We start from the raw sequence: 18,090 nt of genomic DNA on the forward strand, positions 1-18,090 counted from the left end.
GGAAAAGGGCCTTCGCACGCGGCGCGGCAGGTTTCGGCCATCTGTCCACAGGATTCCGGCGCATTGCCAGGGGCGGGGGCAACTGCTTGAACGCAATGACCCCTTCATGGAACGCAGCAACCCCATGCCACGCTTTCGCGACCTTGCCCATGCGCCGCACTGGGGCCGGACCGGCCCCTGCAACGCCATCACCGACGTTCCCGGCCTGCGGGTGGGGCATCGGACGCTGGCGGGGGGCGGGCTGAACACCGGGGTCACGGCGATCGTGCCGGCAGCGGGCAATCTTTACGCGGCAAAGCTGCCGGCGGCGGCCGAGGTGGTGAACGGTTTTGGCAAAAGCGCCGGGCTGGTGCAGCTGGCCGAGCTTGGGATGCTGGAAACCCCGATCCTGCTGACCAACACCCTTGCGGTGGGCACCTGCATGAACGCGCTGATCCGGCGCGCGCTGGCCGAAACCCCCGCATCGGGCGCGGCCAGCCGACTGTCAACGCGGTCGTGTGCGAATGCAACGATGCGGCCCTGTCCGACATCCGCGCCATGGCCGTGACCGAGGCGGATGCCCTGGCCGCGCTGGACGGCGCAAGCGCGCAGCCGCCGCCTGAGGGATCGGTCGGCGCGGGTCGCGGGATGAGCAGTTTCGGTTTCAAGGGCGGGATCGGGACCGCCTCGCGCGCGCTGATGGTCGCGGGCGAGACGCGCCATCTTGGCGCGCTGGTGCTGGCCAATTTCGGGCGGGCCGGCGATCTGGTGCTGCCGGATGGGCGCCGGCCCGATCCCCGCGCCCGGCCGGCGCCCGAGCAGGGTTCCGTCATCGTGGTGCTGGCGACCGACGTGCCGCTGGACCCGCGCCAGTTGCAGCGGCTCTGCCGCCGGGCGGGGGCCGGGATCGCCTGGCTGGGCGCGTTCTGGGGCCATGGCAGCGGCGATATCGCGCTGGCCTTTTCGACCGCGGCGCGCATCCCCCAGGACATGGGGGCCGAGCTGCTATCCCTGCCCCGGCTGCATGACGGGCGCATCGACGACCTGTTCCGCGCCGCCGCCGAGGCCACGGCCGAGGCGGTGCTGAACGCGCTGTGCGCCGCCACCCCGGTCACCGGCCCCGACGGGCATTGCCCGCCGCTGCTGGCCGCGTGGCTGGCGGGTTAGGCCCGCTCGCCCACGCGGATCACCTCCCATGTCAGATCCTGGCCCGAATGGTCGCGCACCCGCGCGCGCACCAGATCGCCCAGCGCCTCAAGCTCGGCCGCCGTGGCCCCGCCGGTGTTGATGAGGAAATTGGGATGCTTCTCGCTCATCTGCGCGCCGCCCAGACGGTGGCCGCGCAGGCCGGCATCGTCGATCAGCTTCCACGCCTTGAGATCATGCACGTCGTCCGCCCGCCCCGTGGAGCTGAACCCGGCGGGATTGCGGAAGGTCGATCCGGCGCTGCGGTCGCGGATGGGCTGGCTGGCATCGCGGCGGGCGATCTGATCGTCCATCCGCGCGGCCAGCGCTGCCGGATCGTCGCGGCGGGCGCGAAAGACCGCCCTCGTCAGCACCCAGCCATCGGGCAGATTGCTGGAACGATAGTCGAACTGCAGCTCGGCCGGGGACAGGGTCAGCACCGCCCCGTCGCGGGCGACGACCTCGGCCTCGACCAGATGGCCGGCGACATAGCTGCCATAGCAGCCGGCATTCATGCGGATGGCGCCGCCGATGCTGCCCGGAATGGTGCGCAGGAATGTCAGGTCCAGCCCCGATTCGGCGGCGCGGCGGGCGACATGGGCGTCCAGCGCCGCCGCCCCGGCGGTCACATGATCGCCCTCGATGGCGATGTCGTTGAAGCCGCGCCCCAGCCGGATGACCACGCCCCGGATGCCCCCGTCCCGGACGATCAGGTTGGACCCGACGCCCATCGGAAAGACCGGGACCGCAGGGTCCAGATCGCGCAGGAAGGATGACAGATCATCGACATCGGCGGGCTGGAACAGCCAGTCGGCCGGCCCGCCGACCCGCAACCATGTCAGGTCGGACAGGGCCCGGTTGGGGGCCAGCGCTCCGCGGGGCGTCGGAAGGGGGGGCATGAATCGTCTCCGGAAAGAAGTGCGCCTGTGGGTAGGACAGGACGCAGGATCAGGCAACCACCCCGCGCCCCCCACCGCGGGCATGCCATGCCGGGGGCCGGGGCCGCAAAGATCGGCCCATGGCCGCGGCGAGAGCCGCAGGACAGCAGCGGCAAAGCGCCACAAGCGGGGCAGCCCGAGGCCGCGAGGCCTGAAAAAACCTTTGTGCAATGGATCGTCCGCCGCCCATGCCTGCTGCCGATCGGCAAAGGCGGCAAGGCCGGGCGCATCGTCCATCGGGCGCCGCCTGGCATGGCCGCTCACTGCCCGCCAAGTCAGGCGCAGGGGCAGGCTGGCACGCGCGGGCGCGCGATCACCCAATGGCCGCCCCGCCGCAGGGGCGCGGCGCCCCTGCCCGGTCGATCCTGCCCGGTTCCGGCGGCCGGCCTGCCCCGGCCGTCAGGTCACGCGGCTCTGGCCCTTTTCAGCCGGTCCGGCAGGCCGTTGGCCCAGGCCGAGATGGTCCCTGCCCCGAGGCAGACCACCATGTCGCCGGGGCGCGCCTGCTCGCGCACCAGCCGGGCAAGATCGTCCTCGTCCATGACGGCGCGGGCGTGGCGGTGGCCATGGGCGATCAACCCGGCGACCAGATCGTCGCGGCTTGCACCGGGGATCGGATCCTCGCCCGCCGAATAGACCTCGGCGATGCCGACCACGTCGGCCTCGTTGAAGCAGGTGCAGAAATCGTCGAAGAGGTTCGACAGCCGGGTATAGCGGTGCGGCTGGTGAACGGCGATCACCCGCCCCTTCGTGGACTGGCGCGCCGCCTTGAGCACGGCGGCGATTTCCACCGGATGGTGGCCGTAATCATCGATGATGGTGACGCCGTCCACCTCGCCCACGCGGGTAAAGCGCCGCCCCACGCCGCCGAAGGACGCCAGCGCGTCGCGGATCTGCGCCCGCTTCATCCCCAGATGCCGCGCGACCGCGACCGCGGACAGGGCGTTCGACACATTGTGATCGCCGGGCATCGGCAGGGTGCAGCCCTCGATCAGGGGAACGGTGCCGTCCTCGGCCCGCTCGCCCTGCAGCGCCACGTCGAAATGCGCCGCGCCGTTTTCATAGCGCAGGTTGATCGCCCGCACGTCCGCCTGCGCGTTGAAGCCGAAGGTGACGACGCGGCGGTCGGTTAGGCGGCCGACCAGGGCCTGCACCTCGGGGTGATCGGTGCAGCAGACGGCCAGGCCATAGAAGGGGATGCCGCTGGCGAAATCGTAAAATCCCTTTCGCAGCGCGTCGAAGGAACCCCAGTGCTCCATATGCTCGGGGTCGATGTTGGTGACGATGGCGATGGTTGCGGGCAGGCGGTTGAAGCTGCCGTCGCTTTCGTCGGCCTCGACCACCATCCATTCGCCGGCGCCTGCGCGGGCGTTCGATCCATAGGCATGGATCACGCCGCCGTTGATGACCGTCGGGTCCAGCCCGCCCGCGTCCAGCAGCGTCGCCACCATCGTCGTGGTCGTGGTCTTGCCGTGGGTGCCGGCGATGGCGATGTTGGATTTCAGGCGCATCAGCTCGGCCAGCATTTCGGCGCGGCGGACCACGGGCAGGCCGCGGCGGCGCGCCTCCTCCAATTCGGGATTGCCCTTCTTGATGGCGGTCGAGATGACGACGACGCCCGCATCGCCGATATTCTCGGCCCGCTGCCCTTCGAAGATGGTCGCGCCCAGGCTTTCCAGGCGGTCGGTGATCTTGCTGCGTTTCGCGTCCGACCCCTGCACGCCATAGCCCAGCGTCATCAGCACCTCGGCGATGCCGGACATGCCGATCCCGCCGATGCCGATGAAATGGATGGGGCCGAGTTCGCCGGGCAGCTTGGTGGCAGCATTCATGGGGTCAGGTCCGTCACAAGGTCATAAAGGCGGGCCGCCGCGTCAGGGCGGCCCAGCGACAGGGCGGCGGCGGCCATCTGGGCCGCGCGGTCAGGGTCTGTCAGGATCGCCCGCAGATCGCGCGTCAGGCTGGCCGCGTCCAGCACCGTTTCGGGCATCAGGATCGCTGCGCCGGTTTCCGCCAATGCGCGGGCGTTGGCGGTCTGGTGATCGCCGGTCGCGGCGGCGAACGGGATCAGGATCGCCGGCCGCCCGATCACGGTGATGTCGGCGATGGACGAGGCGCCCGCCCGGCTGACCACGACCTGCGCCCCGGCAAGGCGGTCCGGCACATCGGCAAAGAAGGGCTGCACCTCGGCCGCGATCCCGGCGGCGGCATAGGTGGCGATCACGCGGGCGGCATCCTCGGCCCTGGCCTGGTGGCTGACATGCAGGCGCTGGCGGATGTCGGGCGGCAGGGCGGCGACGGCGGCGGGGACCACATCCGACAGCACCCGCGCCCCCTGGCTGCCCCCGATCACCAGCAGCGACAGCGGCCCGCCCCCCGGCGGCGCATAGGGCGCGGCGGCGCGGTCCAGCACCGCCTGGCGCACCGGGTTGCCGGTGTGAACGCCGCTGACGCCGGGCGGCAGGTCGGTCGGCCATGTCCCGCAGGCCAGCCGATCGACCCGCCGCGCGAACAGGCGGTTCACCCGCCCCATCACGCCGTTCTGTTCATGGATCATCCGCGGGATGCGCAGCATCAGCGCCGCGCCCATCGCGGGAATGGTGGGATAGCCGCCAAAGCCGACCACGACCGCCGGCCGGTCGCGCCGCATCGCGCCCAGCGCATCCAGCGCCCCCTGCCCGATCCGCAAGGGCGCCGCCAGTCGGCTGGCCATTCCCCCGCGGGCGGTGGTGGCGGCGCGCACGATCTCGCGCGCGACCTCGGGGGGAAAGCCCCCGGCATAGCGGGCGCCGCGCTCGTCGGTGGACAGCGTCACGCGCCAGCCATCGCCCAGCAGGCGTTCGGCCAGCGCCTGGGCGGGAAACATGTGCCCTCCGGTTCCGCCGGCGGCGATGACGGCCAGCCGTCCCCGACCGCTCATCGGCCCGCGCGCCCCAGCACGTCGGCAATCAGGTTCTGCGGCCGCGTCCGCGTCAGCGCCAGCAGCATCCCCAGCGTGATGCCCGAGGCGATCACGGACGAGCCCCCATAGCTGACAAAGGGCAGCGTCATCCCCTTGGCCGGCAGCAGGCGCACCGCGACGCCCATGTTGATCAGCGCCTGCACGCCAAAGGCACAGGCCAGCCCCGTGCCGGCGATGCGCGCGAAGGGATCGCGTTCCCCCAGCAGCCGCCACAGCGAGCGCACGACGATCGCGCAATACAGCGCGATGATGAGCAGGACGAGAACGAAGCCGTATTCCTCGGCCGCAACGGCGATGATGAAATCGGTATGCGCATCGGGCAGCGACCACTTGACCGTGCCCTCGCCCACGCCCACGCCGAAGAAGCCGCCCTCCTGGATGGCGTTGGTGGCATAGCCGATCTGGGTGCGGGGGTCGATCTCGGCGGACAGATAGCCGTTGATGCGGCGGGCGAAATGTTCGCTGGCGCTATAGGCAAAGCCGCCTGCCGCCGCGATCAGAGCCAGGATGGCGCCGATCAGGATCATCGATCCGCCGCTGATGAAGAACATCACCACCCAGGCGAACAGGATCAGCGAGGTCTGCCCGAAATCCGGCTGCAGCGCCAGCACCAGCGCCACCATGGCCGCCACGCCGACCGAATAAAGCCGCCCCGGCGGCCCCCCCAGCGTCTGGGACGAGGCCATGAGCCAGGCGCACAGGGCGATGAAACCGGGCTTGAGAAACTCGGACGGCTGGACCGAAGCAAAGCCGAGGCTGAGCCAGCGCGTCGCGCCCTTGCCGAAGTCGGTGCCGATCACCGGCAGCGCCAGCACCACCGCAAAGGCGCCGACGAACAGCAGCACCCCCATGCGCCGCACCTGAACCGGCGACATCATCGAGATGACCAGCATAACTGCCAGCCCCATTCCCCCGAACGCCGCCTGCCGCGTGACATAGTAGAACGCCGGCAGGCCGTTGCGTTCGGCCAGCGGCACCGAGGCGGCCAGCCCGAGCAGCAGCCCGGTCAGATACAGCACGCAGACAAAGGTCAGCGTCCACTTGTCCACCGTCCGCCACCAGCGCGGAAAGATGGGATCGCTCACCCGTGCGGGTGCGCTGCCAAAGACCATCTCGGTCATGGGAATACCGCCGTCACTGCCTCTGCCCTGCCCGGTTGGTCCGGGTCTGGGGCGCAGAGTAACGCGGTTGCGGGCGCGGCGCCACTGCGGAATGGACAGCGCAGGGGCGCAAGGCCGCAGCGGGGGCCAGCCCCCGCACCCCCGGGATATTTGCGGACCGAAGATGGGGCATGCGGCATCTTCGGTCCGCAAATATCCTTGGGGGGAATCGCCGTCAGGCTATGGGGGGCGGACGGCCCCCCTTCGCGGCGGCTCAGCCCTGCGCCGCCTCGATCGCCCGGACGAGGGCGGTGAAATGCTCACCCCGTTTTTCAAAATTCGGATATTGGTCGAAGCTGGCGCAGGCCGGGGCCAGCAGCACGGTATCGCCCGGGCGCGCCTCGGCGGCGGCGCGGGCGACGGCGGTCTCCATCCTGTCGACGACCTCGTGGGGGGTGCCGCCCAGTTGCAGGGCGAAATCCCGCGCCGAATGGCCGATCAGATAGGCCTTGGCCACCCGGCCCAGATGCGGGACGAGCGCGGCTATGCCCCCCTCTTTTGCCAGGCCCCCCGCGATCCAGCGGATATTGTCGAAGGCCAGCAGCGCCTTTTCCGCGGCATCGACATTGGTTGCCTTGGAATCGTTGACCCAGCGCACCCCGCCGATGGTGGCGACTGTCTGGCTGCGATGCGGAAGGCCGGCGAAATCGTGAAAGGCCGCCTCGATCTCGCGCGGGGCCAGGCCCACGGCGCGGCAGGCGGCATAGGCGGCGCAGGCGTTCTGGTGGTTGTGGGCACCGGGCAGGCCGGTCATGCCGCGCAGGTCGATCGAGGCCACTTGCCGCCCCTTGCGCCATTCCGACAAGAAGCCCTTTTTCGCCGACACAGCCCAGCCGAAACCGTCGAGCTTGGCGTCCACCGATACCCGGATCACCCGGTCGTCCTGCGGCCCCTGCCCCAACTGGTTGGCAAGGTAACGGCCCTCGGCCTCGTCCACGCCGATCACGCAGCGGTCCGGCCCGCCCTCGGCGAACAGCCGGCGCTTGGCCGCGAAATAGCCGCCCATGCCGTTGTGCCGGTCCAGGTGGTCGGGGGACAGGTTGGTGAACACCGCCACGTCGGGCGTCAGCGCGCGCGCGAGGTCGGTCTGATAAGAGGACAGTTCCAGCACCACGACCTCGCCATCCGCGGGCGGACCCAGCGACAGAACGCCGGTGCCGATGTTCCCGCCCATCTGGGTCGGGCGGCCGGCCGATTGCAGGATGTGGTGGATCAGCGCGGTGGTGGTGGACTTTCCGTTCGATCCGGTGACGCAGATTACGCGCGGCGGGGTGTCGAAGGCATCGAAGCCCTCGGCCGCAAAGCTGCGGAAGAACAGCCCGATATCGTTGTCCACCGGCACGCCCCGCGCCAGCGCCTGCGCGATGGCCGGGTGCGGCGCGGGATAAAGATGCGGGATGCCGGGCGAAGTGATGAGCGCGTCGATCCGCGTCTCCCACGCCTTGTCGCGGGTCAGGTCGGAGAGCGTCCAGCCCTCGGCCTGCGCCGCCGCGCGGGTGTCGGCGCTGTCGTCCCATGCGATGACGGTCGCCCCGCCTTCGCGCAGCGCGGCTGCGGTGGCCCGGCCCGAGCGGCCGAGGCCGAGGACGGCAATGGTCTGGTTTTCGACGGCGGCGACGGGGATCATGGCAACCTCCTTAACTTACGGCGGGCGGTGCCCATGCACTCAACGGCTTTCGGCGATTTCGCAAAAATACGTTTACACGCAGCCAGTCGTTCGAAGGATCGTATTCTTTAAACGGCCGCAAGAGTTGATGATGTTCGTCGCCGGGCTTCAACAAGCGGGCTCGTGTTATGCTGGTTTTGGGTTTGGTCGGATGCGGAACCGACTCTAGAGAGGGATCCCAACCTGATCTTTGATTATAGCGGGCAGTTGCCAAGGGTGCGCTGAACCAACGTCTGCGATGATGGGTCAGCACTACCTCGCGAACGACTAGAGGCGACCCACCGGTGTTGGAAACAACGAGTTCAATAAAGCACCTATCAAATCGAGCAACTTCTTTTGGGTTGAACAGATCGACCGACGCCAAAGGCCCGGAATGAAGCCAGGTCCATGCTACCTTACCGAGGCCCCCGACGGCGATAATTATCGACAGCCCCGCCGCATAGCTAGCAACCGGGTCATCGGTTAAAGCGGTCCAAAAACCAAACAAGACCCTGCCAAGCTCCCTCACCTCAACTTCAGCGTGCTCAGACCGATCAGCGCCAGCACCACCGCGATGATCCAGAAGCGGATGACGATCTGCGGCTCGGCCCAGCCCTTCTTTTCGAAATGGTGGTGGATCGGGGCCATCAGGAACACGCGGCGGCCGGTGCGCTTGAAGTACATGACCTGGATGATGACCGACAGCGCCTCGACCACGAACAGGCCGCCGACGATGGCCAGCACGATTTCATGCTTGATGCACACCGCGATGGCGCCCAGCGCGCCGCCAAGGGCCAGCGATCCGGTATCGCCCATGAACACCGCCGCGGGCGGGGCGTTGTACCACAGGAAACCCAGGCCGCCGCCGATCAGCGCGGCGGTAAAGACAGCGATCTCGCCCGTGCCGGGCACGAAATGAACGCCCAGATAGTTGGCGAAATTGGCGTTGCCGACCAGATAGGCGATGATCCCGAAGGTCGCGGATGCGATCATCACCGGCCCGATCGCCAGACCGTCGAGGCCGTCCGTCAGGTTCACGGCATTGGCCGCGCCGACGATCACGAACATGCCGAACAGGATGAACCCGTAGGACAGCGGGATCATTGCATCCTTGAGGAACGGCAGCGCCACCAGCCCCGACAGGCCGGCCGGCTGCATCGCCATCACCGCGGCCGAGGCGAGCGCCGCGATCCCCAGCCCGATCCCCATGCGCACCCGGCCCGACACGCCGGCGTGATGCTGCTTGGTCACCTTGGCGTAATCGTCGGCAAACCCCACAGCGGCAAAGCCCAGCGTCACCAGCAGCACGATCCAGACATAGCCGTTGTCCAGCCGCGCCCACAGCAGCGTGGACACCGTCAGGGCCGACAGGATCAGCAGCCCGCCCATCGTCGGCGTGCCGGCCTTGGCGAAATGGTCGGGGCCGATCTCGCGCAGGGGCTGGCCCTTCTTCTGCTTGACGCGCAGCCAGTTGATCAGCGGACGGCCGAACATGAACCCGAACACCAGCGCCGTGAAGAACGCCATCCCCGAGCGGAAGGTGATGTAACGAAACAGGTTGAACACCCCGCCCGCGCCCTCGGGGGACAGGTTCGTCAGCCAATACAGCATTCAGGTGTTCCTTTTGTCGGGCGCATCGTCAGGGGCGGGCGTCTGGCGCGATTTTCGGATCACGTCAACGACCGAGGCGACGCGCGAGAACTTGGAACCCTTGACGAACACCACGTCCCCGTCCTGCACCAACTCGTCGGCGCGGGCGCACAGATCGGCCGCGGTCTGCGCCCAGAAGCCTTGCTTTTCAGGGGCAAGCGCGTCGAACATCGCCTTCATCCGCGGCCCGCAGGCATGGACAAGCGAAATGTCGCCCATCGCCGGCCATGACGCGATGTCACGGTGGATGGCCACCTCGTCGGGGCCGAGTTCCAGCATGTCGCCCAGGATGGCGACCCGCCGGCCGGGGCCGAGCTGCGCGAGCGTGGCAAAGCCGGCGGCAAGGCTGGCCGGGTTGGCGTTGTAGCTGTCATCCAGCAGGGTGATGCCGCCGAGGCGTTCGACCGCGCCGCGGCCCTTGTCGGGCTGCCAGCGCGACAGACCGTCGGCCGAAGCCTTCAGATCGGCGCCCAGCTTTTCCAGCGCCGCCAGCACGCCGACCGCATTCATGGCGAAATGCCGCCCCGCCGAGGCAAGGCGGAAATCCACGGTCTCGCCCAGGATGCGGGCCTGAACGCGGATGCCCTCGGCATCGGGCCGGACCTGCAGGGGCCGCGCCGCGCCCTGTTCGCCAAAGCCGACGATCACCGCGCCCGCCGCGTCCGCGCCCGCGCGCAGGATGGGGGTGGTGGGCAGATCCTCGGGGATGATCGCCCCGCCCATCGGCTCCAGCCCGGCAAAGATCGCGGCCTTTTCGCGGGCGATGCCCGCCACATCGGCGAACGCCTCGAGATGAACCGGGCCGACGGTGGTGATCATGGCGACATGGGGGCGCGCCATCCGGGCCAGCGGCTCGATCTCTCCGGGATGGTTCATGCCCAGTTCGACAATCGCCCAGTCGGTGTCCGCCGGCATCCGCGCCAGCGTCAGGGGCACGCCCCAGTGATTGTTCAGCGACGCCTCGGCCGCATGGACGCGCCCTTGCGCGGACAGCGCGGCGGCCGCCATGTCCTTGGTCGAGGTCTTGCCCATCGACCCGGTGATCGCCAGCACCCGCGCGCCCGTTCGCGCGCGTCCCGCCCGACCCAGCGCGACCAGCGCGGCGACGACATCGGGAACGATCAGCAGCGGCGCGCCCGCAGCGACCCCTTCGGGGATGCGGCTGACCAGCGCGGCGGCGGCGCCCTTGTCCAGCGCCTGGGCGACGAAATCATGCCCGTCGCGGGCGGCGGTCAGGGCGACAAACAGATCGCCGGGGCGCAGCGTGCGCGTGTCGATGGAAATGCCGTCCGCCACCCAGTCGGCGGTGACGCGCCCGCCCGTTGCGGCGGCGGCATCGGCTGCGGTCCACAGGGTCATATCGTGCCGTCCAGCGCGGCGACGGCCACGCTGGCCTGTTCCGCGTCGTCAAAGGGGAATACGTCGCTGCCGACGATCTGGCCGGTTTCGTGCCCCTTGCCCATGATGAGGGCCGCATCCCCAGGCTCCAGCACGTCCACCGCGCGCAGGATCGCCTCGGCCCGGTCGCCGACCTCGGTCGCGTCATGGCCGGCGCCCGCCATCACCTCGGCCCGGATGGCGGCGGGGTCTTCGGTGCGGGGATTGTCGTCGGTCACGAACACCACATCGGCGAACTGGCGCGCGGCCTGCCCCATCAGCGGCCGCTTGCCACGGTCGCGGTCGCCGCCCGCGCCGATCACCGCGATGATGCGGCCCATCACATGAGGGCGCAGCGATTGCAGCGCGGCGATCACCGCGCCGGGCTTGTGGGCGTAATCGACGAACACCGCCGCGCCGTTCATGCGCTGCGCCGCCAGCTCCATCCGCCCGCGCACGGTCGTCAGCCCCGGCAGCGCGGCGATGACGCGCGCAGGGTCAGCGCCCGCCGCGATGCACAGCCCCGCCGCGCACAGCACGTTTTCCGCCTGGAACCCGCCGATCAGGTCAAGGCGCACCAGATGCACCTGCCCGTTCAGCGAAAACCGCAGCTCCTGCCCGGTCGCGTCATAGCGCTGGGCCAGGATGCGCAGATCGCAGCCCTCTGCGCGGCCATAGGTGGTCAGCACCAAACCCCGATCCTGGGCGATCTGCGCCGCCTGCCGGCCGCGTTCCCCGTCGGTGCAGATCACCGCCGCCGCGCCGGGTTCGAGGATATGGCTGAACAGCAGCGCCTTGGCGGCGAAATAGCTGTCGAAATCCTTGTGATAGTCCAGATGATCCTGGCTGAAATTGGTGAACGCCCCCGCCGCGACGCGCACCCCGTCCAGCCGCCGCTGGTCAAGCCCGTGGGACGAGGCCTCCATCGCGGCATGGGTGACGCCCGCCGCCGCGGCTTCGGCCAGCACGCGGTGCAGGGTCAGCGGGTCGGGCGTCGTGTGGGCGAGTTTGGCGGTGTAATCCCCCTGCACCCCCATCGTGCCAAGGCTGATCGCGCTGTGCCCCAGCGCCTGCCAGATCTGCCGGGTGAATGTCGCGACCGAGGTCTTGCCCGACGTGCCGGTGACGGCAACCACGGTTTCGGGCTGCGCCCCGAACCACAGTGCCGCCGCCCCGGCCAGCGCGGCGCGCGGATCTTCGGCCACCACCAGCGCGGCATGCGATCGGGCCAGCGCATCGGCAGCCAGGCCCGCGCCGGCGCGGTCGGTCAGCACCGCCGCCGCCCCCTGGCGCAGCGCATAGGGGATGAAATCGGCCCCATGCGCCGCCGATCCGGGCAGCGCGGCGAACAGATGGCCGTCCCGGACGGCGCGGGAATCCAGCGAAATCCCGGTGATCTGCGGATCGCGCCCGTCCGCTGCCGTCAGTCCCAACCGGGACAGCTGCCTGGCTTCGATATGCAACCGCTCGTCCTTTCCGTTACCGCGACGAGACCCTTACGGCATCGGCCGCCTTGGGTTCAATCTGAGGCAGCTTCAATCCCTCGGGCCGCAGGCCGAGCATGGGCGACAGGCGCTGGACCAGCGCGGCGGCGACAGGGGCAGCGGTGGCGCCGGCCACGCGCATCTCGCCCCCGCCGGCTGCGGCGACGGACGGCTCGTCCAGCGTCACGACCAGCACGTATTTCGGCGCGTCCGTGGGATAGACGGCGGCAAAGGTCGATACGACGCGGGCGCTGTAATAGCCGCCGCCCGGGCGCGGCTTGTCGGCCGTGCCGGTCTTGCCGCCAACCTCATAGCCGGCAACCTCGGCCGCCTTGGCGGTGCCCTGCGTCACCACGCCGCGCAGCAGATCGCGCGCGGCGGCCGCGGCCTTTGGCGAAAGAACCTGTTCGCCCTGCACCGGATCGGCGCGGTGGATCAGCGTGGGGCGCACGCGCCGCCCGTCATTGCCGATGGTGGCATAGGCGGCGGCAAGATGCAGCGGGCTGGCCGCAAGCCCGTGGCCAAAGGCGACAGTCGCGGCCGTGACCGCCGGCCAGCGGCGCGGCACCAGCGGCTTGCCGGTCGGCGCCTCGGTCAGCTCGACCGGGGTGGGGTCGAAGAAACCCAGCGCGCGCAGGAATTTCTGCTGGCGTTCCGGTCCCAGCATCTGCGCGATGCGCACCGCGCCGACGTTCGACGACTTGGCGATCACCTGCCGCACCGACAGCTGCGATCCGTAATTGTGCGAATCGTGGATCAGATACTTGCCGATCTTCATCGGCGTCGTGGTGTTGATGATGGTGTTGGGATTGATCAGCTTCTGGTCGAATGCCTGGGCCACCGGAAAGATCTTGAAGGTCGAGCCGAGTTCATACTGGCCCTGCACCGCCCGGTTGAACAGCGGGCTGTCGGAAGGGTCGCCCTTCAGCAGCGGGCGCGGCCGGTCGTTGGGGTCGAAATCGGGCAGGCTGGCCATCGCCAGGATCTCGCCCGATTTCACGTCCATCAGGATGCCGGTGGCGCCCTTGGCGCTCATCACCTTCATGCCGTTGGACAGCACCTCCTCCATCGCGGCCTGGGCGGACAGGTCGATGGACAGCTGCAACGGCGCGCCGTTGTTGGCCGGATCGCGCAGCCAGCCGTCGAAGGCCTTTTCGACGCCCGCCATGCCCAGCACCTCGGCCGAACTGACGCCCTCGGCCCCGAACTGCGATCCGCCCAGGATGTGGCTGGCCAGCCGCCCATTGGGGTAAAGCCGCATCTCGCGCGGGCCGAACACCAGCCCCGGCTCGCCGATGTCATGGACGGCCTGCATCTGTTCGGGGCTGATCTTCTTCTTGATCCAGACGAACTTGCGATCGCCCGTCAGATCGGCCTTCAGCCGCTTGGCGTCGAGGTCGGGGAAGATCTTCGCCAGCTTGTCCGCCGCCGCGGCCGGGTCCACGAGGTCGCGCGGATGGGCATAGAGGGCATGGGTGGACAGGTTGGTCGCCAGCACCCGCCCGCGCCGGTCCACGATGTCGGCGCGCTGCGAGATGATCTGCGCGCCCGATGCCTGGGTGCGCGGCTCGGAGGGCTGGGTGCTGGCCAGGGCGCCCATGCGCACCCCCACCGTCCCGAAGGCCAGCAGAAAGCCCAGCACCATCCATTTGAGGCGCCCCTCGGCCCGCCGCCGCGCCTTGTCCTGGATTTCCGCATGGCGGCGGGCGCGCAGCTCCGCCTCGATCCGGTCGGGGTCTTCGCCGGCCTCGCGGGCGGACAGGATGCGGGCCAGCGGGCGCAGGGGGGTGCGGATCATCGGCTCAGTCCTCGGGGGCGGTTTCGGTGATGACGGAATCGGCAGGCAGGTCGGCATCGTCCGGGGCGCCCGCGCCGCCGGGGGGCGCGGCGTCCGGCCCCGGCGCTGCTGCGGCGGCCTCGGGGGCAGCCTCGGGGGCAGGGGCGGCGGCGCGCACCGGCCGCGGCACTGGCGCGCCGCGGTTGTTCGAGGGCGCGGGCGGCGCCGCGTCCGGTTCCGGCCCGCCGGTCTCCGTTCCGGCAGGGGCGGGCTCGGGCGGGCGGGGATAGTCGATGTTGCGGGCGGCGCCGAACTGCGTGGCCTGAACCGCGCCAAGCCGCAGCCGGTCGAAGTTCATGTCCACCAGCTCGCGCAGCCGCTCGGGCCGGTTCAGATAGGCCCATTCGGCCCGCAGAACGCCCAGATCGTCGCGCAGGCGCGCGATCTCGTTCTGCACGGCCTGCATCTCGTCGATCTGCGCCTGCGTGCGATAGTTCTCGCGGTAGGCCCAGAAGGCCAGCACCATGACCGTCAGCGCCGCCAGCAGATACATCAGCGCCCGCATCAGACCGCCCCCGGCCCCTGCGGCAGCCCCAGCGCGGCCGGATCGGCCTGTCCGGCAGGCGCATCGGTGCGCAGCGCCACGCGCAGATGGGCCGACCGCGCCCTCGGGTTGCCGGCCAGTTCGGCGTCATCGGGGCCAATGGCCCGGCGGAACGGCAGGGTGAAGGCGGGCGCATCCTGCACGATGCGGGGCGCATGGCGGCTGCCGCCCCCGGCCGCATTGGCACGGGCCTGCATGAACCGCTTGACGATCCGGTCCTCGAGCGAATGGAAGCTGACCACCGCCAGCCTGCCGCCCGGCTTCAGCGCGCGTTCGGCCGCGGCAAGCCCGGCGACCAGCTGGCCGAATTCATCATTCACCCAGATGCGGACGGCCTGGAAGGCGCGCGTGGCCGGATGGCTCTGCCCGGGTTTGGGGCGCGGCAGGCAGGACTGGACCACCTCGGCCAGTTGCGCGGTCGTGGCCAGCGGCCGGGCGCGGATGATCGCGCGCGCGATGCGGCGGGCGGCCCGTTCCTCGCCATAATGATAGAGCACGTCGGCGATGACGGATTCGTCCGCGCCGTTCAGCAGGTCGGCCGCCGAGGGGCCGTCCCCCGACATCCGCATGTCCAGCGGCCCGTCGCGCAGAAAGGAAAAGCCGCGTTCGGCCTGGTCGAGCTGCATCGAGCTGACGCCGAGATCGAGCACGACCCCCTCCACGGCCTGCCCCGCCAGGATGTCGAGATCCGAGAAGGTGCCGGGCACCAGCCGAAGCCGCTCGCCATATTCGCCCGCCCAAGGCGCCGCCATGGCAAAGACCGCCGGGTCGCGGTCGATGCCGATAACCCGGTCCGCCCCCGCCCCCAGCAGCCCGCGCGCATAGCCGCCCGCCCCGAAGGTGCCGTCGATCCACACGCCGGTCACGGGCGCGACCGCGTCCAGCAGCGGGCGCAGCAGCACAGGAAGATGCGGGGCCGCCATCAGGCGTCGGCCGCCCCGGCGGCGGCGGGGGCAGCAGCGACAGCGGATCGGCGCCCGGCTCCAGCGCGGGCATGGATGCCTCCATCTCGGCCAGGTCGGCGGCATGGGTCTGGGGGGTGGACAGCTTGAGATAGTCGCCCTGCGCCATGAAGAAGGCCCGGTCGTCGAGGCCGATCTTTTCCCGCAGGCGCTGGGGCAGCATCAGCCGGCCATCCGTGTCGATCTCGGCCTCCTCGGACAGGCCGTTCATCAAGGTTTCCAGATAGCTCCGCTCGACCGAGCCGCGCGGCATCCGGCTGATCCCCGCGTCGATCTCATCGATCGCCTCGATGGTATAAAGCCGCAGATGGGTCCATTCGGCAAAGCCATAGACGATCACCATCTGGGCGCGCTTGCCGGCCGTGAAATCGGGATCGGAGGATTCAAAGACACGGCGGAACCGGGCCGGGATCGAGATGCGCCCCTTGGCATCGACCTTGACCTCCTCCGAGCCTCTGAACCTGCGTGCCAAGCCGGCCACCTTCCACTGTCCCGCCCCCAAGCAGAAAGGGCGGACCGGGCTGCTGCCACTGCCCGATCCGCCGCCCTCGTCCCATCTCTGGGCCCCGAAGTTTCGGGGATCGCCCGGCTTCTGTGCGCCACCTCTGGGGTAAGGTGCTGCTCGCGCGCGGCCGGGTCGTCATGCGGATGGCGGTGCCTGTATGAAGCCTGCCTTGGCCGGGGTCTTGCCGCCCCTTCGCTGTCCGCCTTCCGTGAGAACGGGATGCCATGGGATTTCATGGGAAGCAATGGGCTTGTGCGGGCGGGTGCGAGGCAGGCAGGCCGTGCCCCTGCCGAACACGGCGCGAACAAGCGGTAAAATATTTGTTAATTCTTCAACATGTAGAACGGCAAACCGGTTCCCACCCAACATCTGGTATGAAATCTGATGTGGCAGATAAGTCCCACATCTTCCCGGACCAGTAAAAAACCGCCTATCGGTCCCTCAGGGTGGCCCGCCGGGCCGGACAATGCCTGCCATGCGGGCGCTTCGATTCGGCGGGCCGAGGGATGCGGCAGGGCGGGCAGCGCAGGCAGCGCCACCCTAGCCCCCCGGCCGTTCCCGTGATTTCCCGGACGAAGGCGCCGTCAAGCCATCCCGTCCCCGATCAGTCGCCCGGCAAGGCGGGCATAGGCATCCGCGACCGGCCCTTCGCTGGCGGCGACTGGCTGTCCGGCATCGCCCCCCAGGCGCACTGACAGATCCAGCGGGATCTCGCCCAGCAGCGGCAGGCCGCGGGCGGCCGCCTCGGCGCTGACGCCGCCATGGCCGAACAGATGCGCCTCATGGCCGCAATTGGGGCAGACATAGACGCTCATGTTCTCGACCAACCCCAGAATGGGCGTCCCCAGCTTGTCGAACATGTCGATCGCGCGCCGCGCGTCGATCAGCGCCACATCCTGCGGGGTGGACACGATGATCGCGCCCGAAACCGGCGCCTTCTGGCACAGGCTCAACTGCACGTCGCCGGTGCCGGGGGGCAGGTCCACCAGCAGCACGTCCAGCTCGCCCCATTCCACCTGGTTCAGCATCTGCTGAAGCGCGCCCATCAGCATCGGGCCGCGCCAGACCACCGCCTCGCCCTCCTTCATCATCAGGCCCAGCGACATCATGGTCACGCCATGGGCCTGCACGGGGATGATGCGCTCGCCCTCGCTGCGCGGGCGATCCGTCGCGCCCAGCATCCGGGGCTGGCTGGGGCCGTAGATGTCGGCATCCAGCACGCCGACGCGCCGGCCCGCGCGGGCCAGCGCCACGGCCAGGTTGGTGGTCAGCGTTGACTTGCCCACCCCGCCCTTGCCCGAGCCGATCGCCACGATATGCCGGACGCCGGGGATTGCCTGCGGACCGGCCTGAGGCACGGGGTGCCGGCCCAGCTTGAGAGCGGGCGGCGCGCCCGCGCCCTTCGCCGCACCCTCGCCCGAGCGCGCCGTGACCCGCGGCGCCGGGCCGGCCTGCGCCGTGGTGACGATGCCGACGCGGGCAAAGCCCAAGGCCCGCAGGCGCCGCTCTGCCTCGGCACGGGCAGGTTCCAGCGCGCGGGCGAGGGCGGCGTCAGGGGCTTCGATCACGAAGCGGACCTCGTCGCCGCCGACCTGCAAGGCCCTGACCAGATCGGCATCCACAAGATTGCGGCCGCCGGGAACCGGCACCTCGGCCAGTTCCCGAATCACATCATCCCGCGTTGCCATCTTTACGCATCCCTCATCAGCCCTGATCCGCTGCATATAGGCGCGAGATGGCCTGCCAGCCACCCGCCCGTCTTGCTGCAGCGCAGCTTGGCAAGGCCGGGATGAGGGGGAATCGCCAATGACCGGCCTGCGCGTTGCGCATGATTCGCCGACCTCACCGGGTCGGCGTGAAAG

The 18,090-nt window shown here is 69.7% G+C and carries 12 protein-coding genes and 2 pseudogenes; 1 reads left to right on the forward strand and 13 read right to left on the reverse strand.

The window, feature by feature from the left end; translation table 11 throughout:
• The first annotated feature begins 124 nt into the window (after nucleotides 1-124).
• Nucleotides 125-1,146: pseudogene (locus tag B0A89_RS02230) on the forward strand (P1 family peptidase).
• Here the strand turns inward: B0A89_RS02230 and murB are convergent.
• The 13 genes and pseudogenes from murB to B0A89_RS02295 all read right to left on the reverse strand — a co-directional run bounded on the left by murB (nucleotide 1,143) and on the right by B0A89_RS02295 (nucleotide 17,916).
• On the reverse strand, nucleotides 1,143-2,063 hold the full coding sequence (murB, locus tag B0A89_RS02235; protein ID WP_085376747.1) for a UDP-N-acetylmuramate dehydrogenase: 921 nt from the start codon (nucleotides 2,061-2,063) through the stop codon (nucleotides 1,143-1,145). The pseudogene B0A89_RS02230 and the gene murB overlap by 4 nt on opposite strands.
• A gap of 443 nt (nucleotides 2,064-2,506) precedes the next feature.
• Nucleotides 2,507-3,934, reverse strand: coding sequence for a UDP-N-acetylmuramate--L-alanine ligase (murC, locus tag B0A89_RS02240; protein WP_085376748.1), 1,428 nt, complete (start codon nucleotides 3,932-3,934; stop codon nucleotides 2,507-2,509).
• A complete protein-coding gene (locus tag B0A89_RS02245; RefSeq protein ID WP_085376749.1) occupies nucleotides 3,931-5,022 on the reverse strand; it encodes a UDP-N-acetylglucosamine--N-acetylmuramyl-(pentapeptide) pyrophosphoryl-undecaprenol N-acetylglucosamine transferase in 1,092 nt (363 codons plus the stop codon). The genes murC and B0A89_RS02245 overlap by 4 nt, the downstream gene beginning before the upstream one ends.
• Nucleotides 5,019-6,185 carry a peptidoglycan glycosyltransferase FtsW gene (locus tag B0A89_RS02250; RefSeq protein WP_085376750.1) on the reverse strand — a complete coding sequence of 389 codons (1,167 nt, stop codon included), beginning with the start codon at nucleotides 6,183-6,185 and terminating at the stop codon, nucleotides 5,019-5,021. The genes B0A89_RS02245 and B0A89_RS02250 overlap by 4 nt, the downstream gene beginning before the upstream one ends.
• Nucleotides 6,186-6,438: 253 nt before the next feature.
• Nucleotides 6,439-7,851: a UDP-N-acetylmuramoyl-L-alanine--D-glutamate ligase gene (gene murD, locus B0A89_RS02255; RefSeq protein ID WP_085376751.1), complete on the reverse strand. Its 1,413-nt coding sequence runs from the start codon at nucleotides 7,849-7,851 to the stop codon at nucleotides 6,439-6,441.
• Between the two features lie 543 nt (nucleotides 7,852-8,394).
• Nucleotides 8,395-9,480, reverse strand: a complete 1,086-nt coding sequence (mraY, locus tag B0A89_RS02260; RefSeq protein ID WP_085376752.1) for a phospho-N-acetylmuramoyl-pentapeptide-transferase — start codon at nucleotides 9,478-9,480, stop codon at nucleotides 8,395-8,397.
• Nucleotides 9,481-10,878, reverse strand: a complete 1,398-nt coding sequence (locus B0A89_RS02265) for a UDP-N-acetylmuramoyl-tripeptide--D-alanyl-D-alanine ligase (protein WP_085376753.1) — start codon at nucleotides 10,876-10,878, stop codon at nucleotides 9,481-9,483.
• Nucleotides 10,875-12,359, reverse strand: a complete 1,485-nt coding sequence (locus B0A89_RS02270) for a UDP-N-acetylmuramoyl-L-alanyl-D-glutamate--2,6-diaminopimelate ligase (protein WP_157115213.1) — start codon at nucleotides 12,357-12,359, stop codon at nucleotides 10,875-10,877. The genes B0A89_RS02265 and B0A89_RS02270 overlap by 4 nt, the downstream gene beginning before the upstream one ends.
• 16 nt (nucleotides 12,360-12,375) lie before the next feature.
• Nucleotides 12,376-14,178, reverse strand: a complete 1,803-nt coding sequence (locus B0A89_RS02275) for a peptidoglycan D,D-transpeptidase FtsI family protein (RefSeq protein WP_085376754.1) — start codon at nucleotides 14,176-14,178, stop codon at nucleotides 12,376-12,378.
• Between the two features lie 4 nt (nucleotides 14,179-14,182).
• Complete coding sequence (gene ftsL, locus B0A89_RS15360; protein WP_338045738.1) at nucleotides 14,183-14,722, reverse strand: cell division protein FtsL; 540 nt, start codon at nucleotides 14,720-14,722, stop codon at nucleotides 14,183-14,185.
• Nucleotides 14,722-15,684 carry a 16S rRNA (cytosine(1402)-N(4))-methyltransferase RsmH gene (gene rsmH, locus B0A89_RS02285; RefSeq protein ID WP_085376755.1) on the reverse strand — a complete coding sequence of 321 codons (963 nt, stop codon included), beginning with the start codon at nucleotides 15,682-15,684 and terminating at the stop codon, nucleotides 14,722-14,724. The genes ftsL and rsmH overlap by 1 nt, the downstream gene beginning before the upstream one ends.
• 91 nt (nucleotides 15,685-15,775) lie before the next feature.
• Nucleotides 15,776-16,204: pseudogene (locus B0A89_RS02290) on the reverse strand (division/cell wall cluster transcriptional repressor MraZ); the annotation flags it as partial.
• A 608-nt stretch (nucleotides 16,205-16,812) separates the two neighbouring features.
• A complete protein-coding gene (locus tag B0A89_RS02295; RefSeq protein ID WP_085378702.1) occupies nucleotides 16,813-17,916 on the reverse strand; it encodes an Mrp/NBP35 family ATP-binding protein in 1,104 nt (367 codons plus the stop codon).
• Between the last annotated feature and the right edge of the window lie 174 nt (nucleotides 17,917-18,090).

Source organism: Paracoccus contaminans, assembly GCF_002105555.1.
GTDB classification, from domain to species: domain Bacteria; phylum Pseudomonadota; class Alphaproteobacteria; order Rhodobacterales; family Rhodobacteraceae; genus Paracoccus; species Paracoccus contaminans.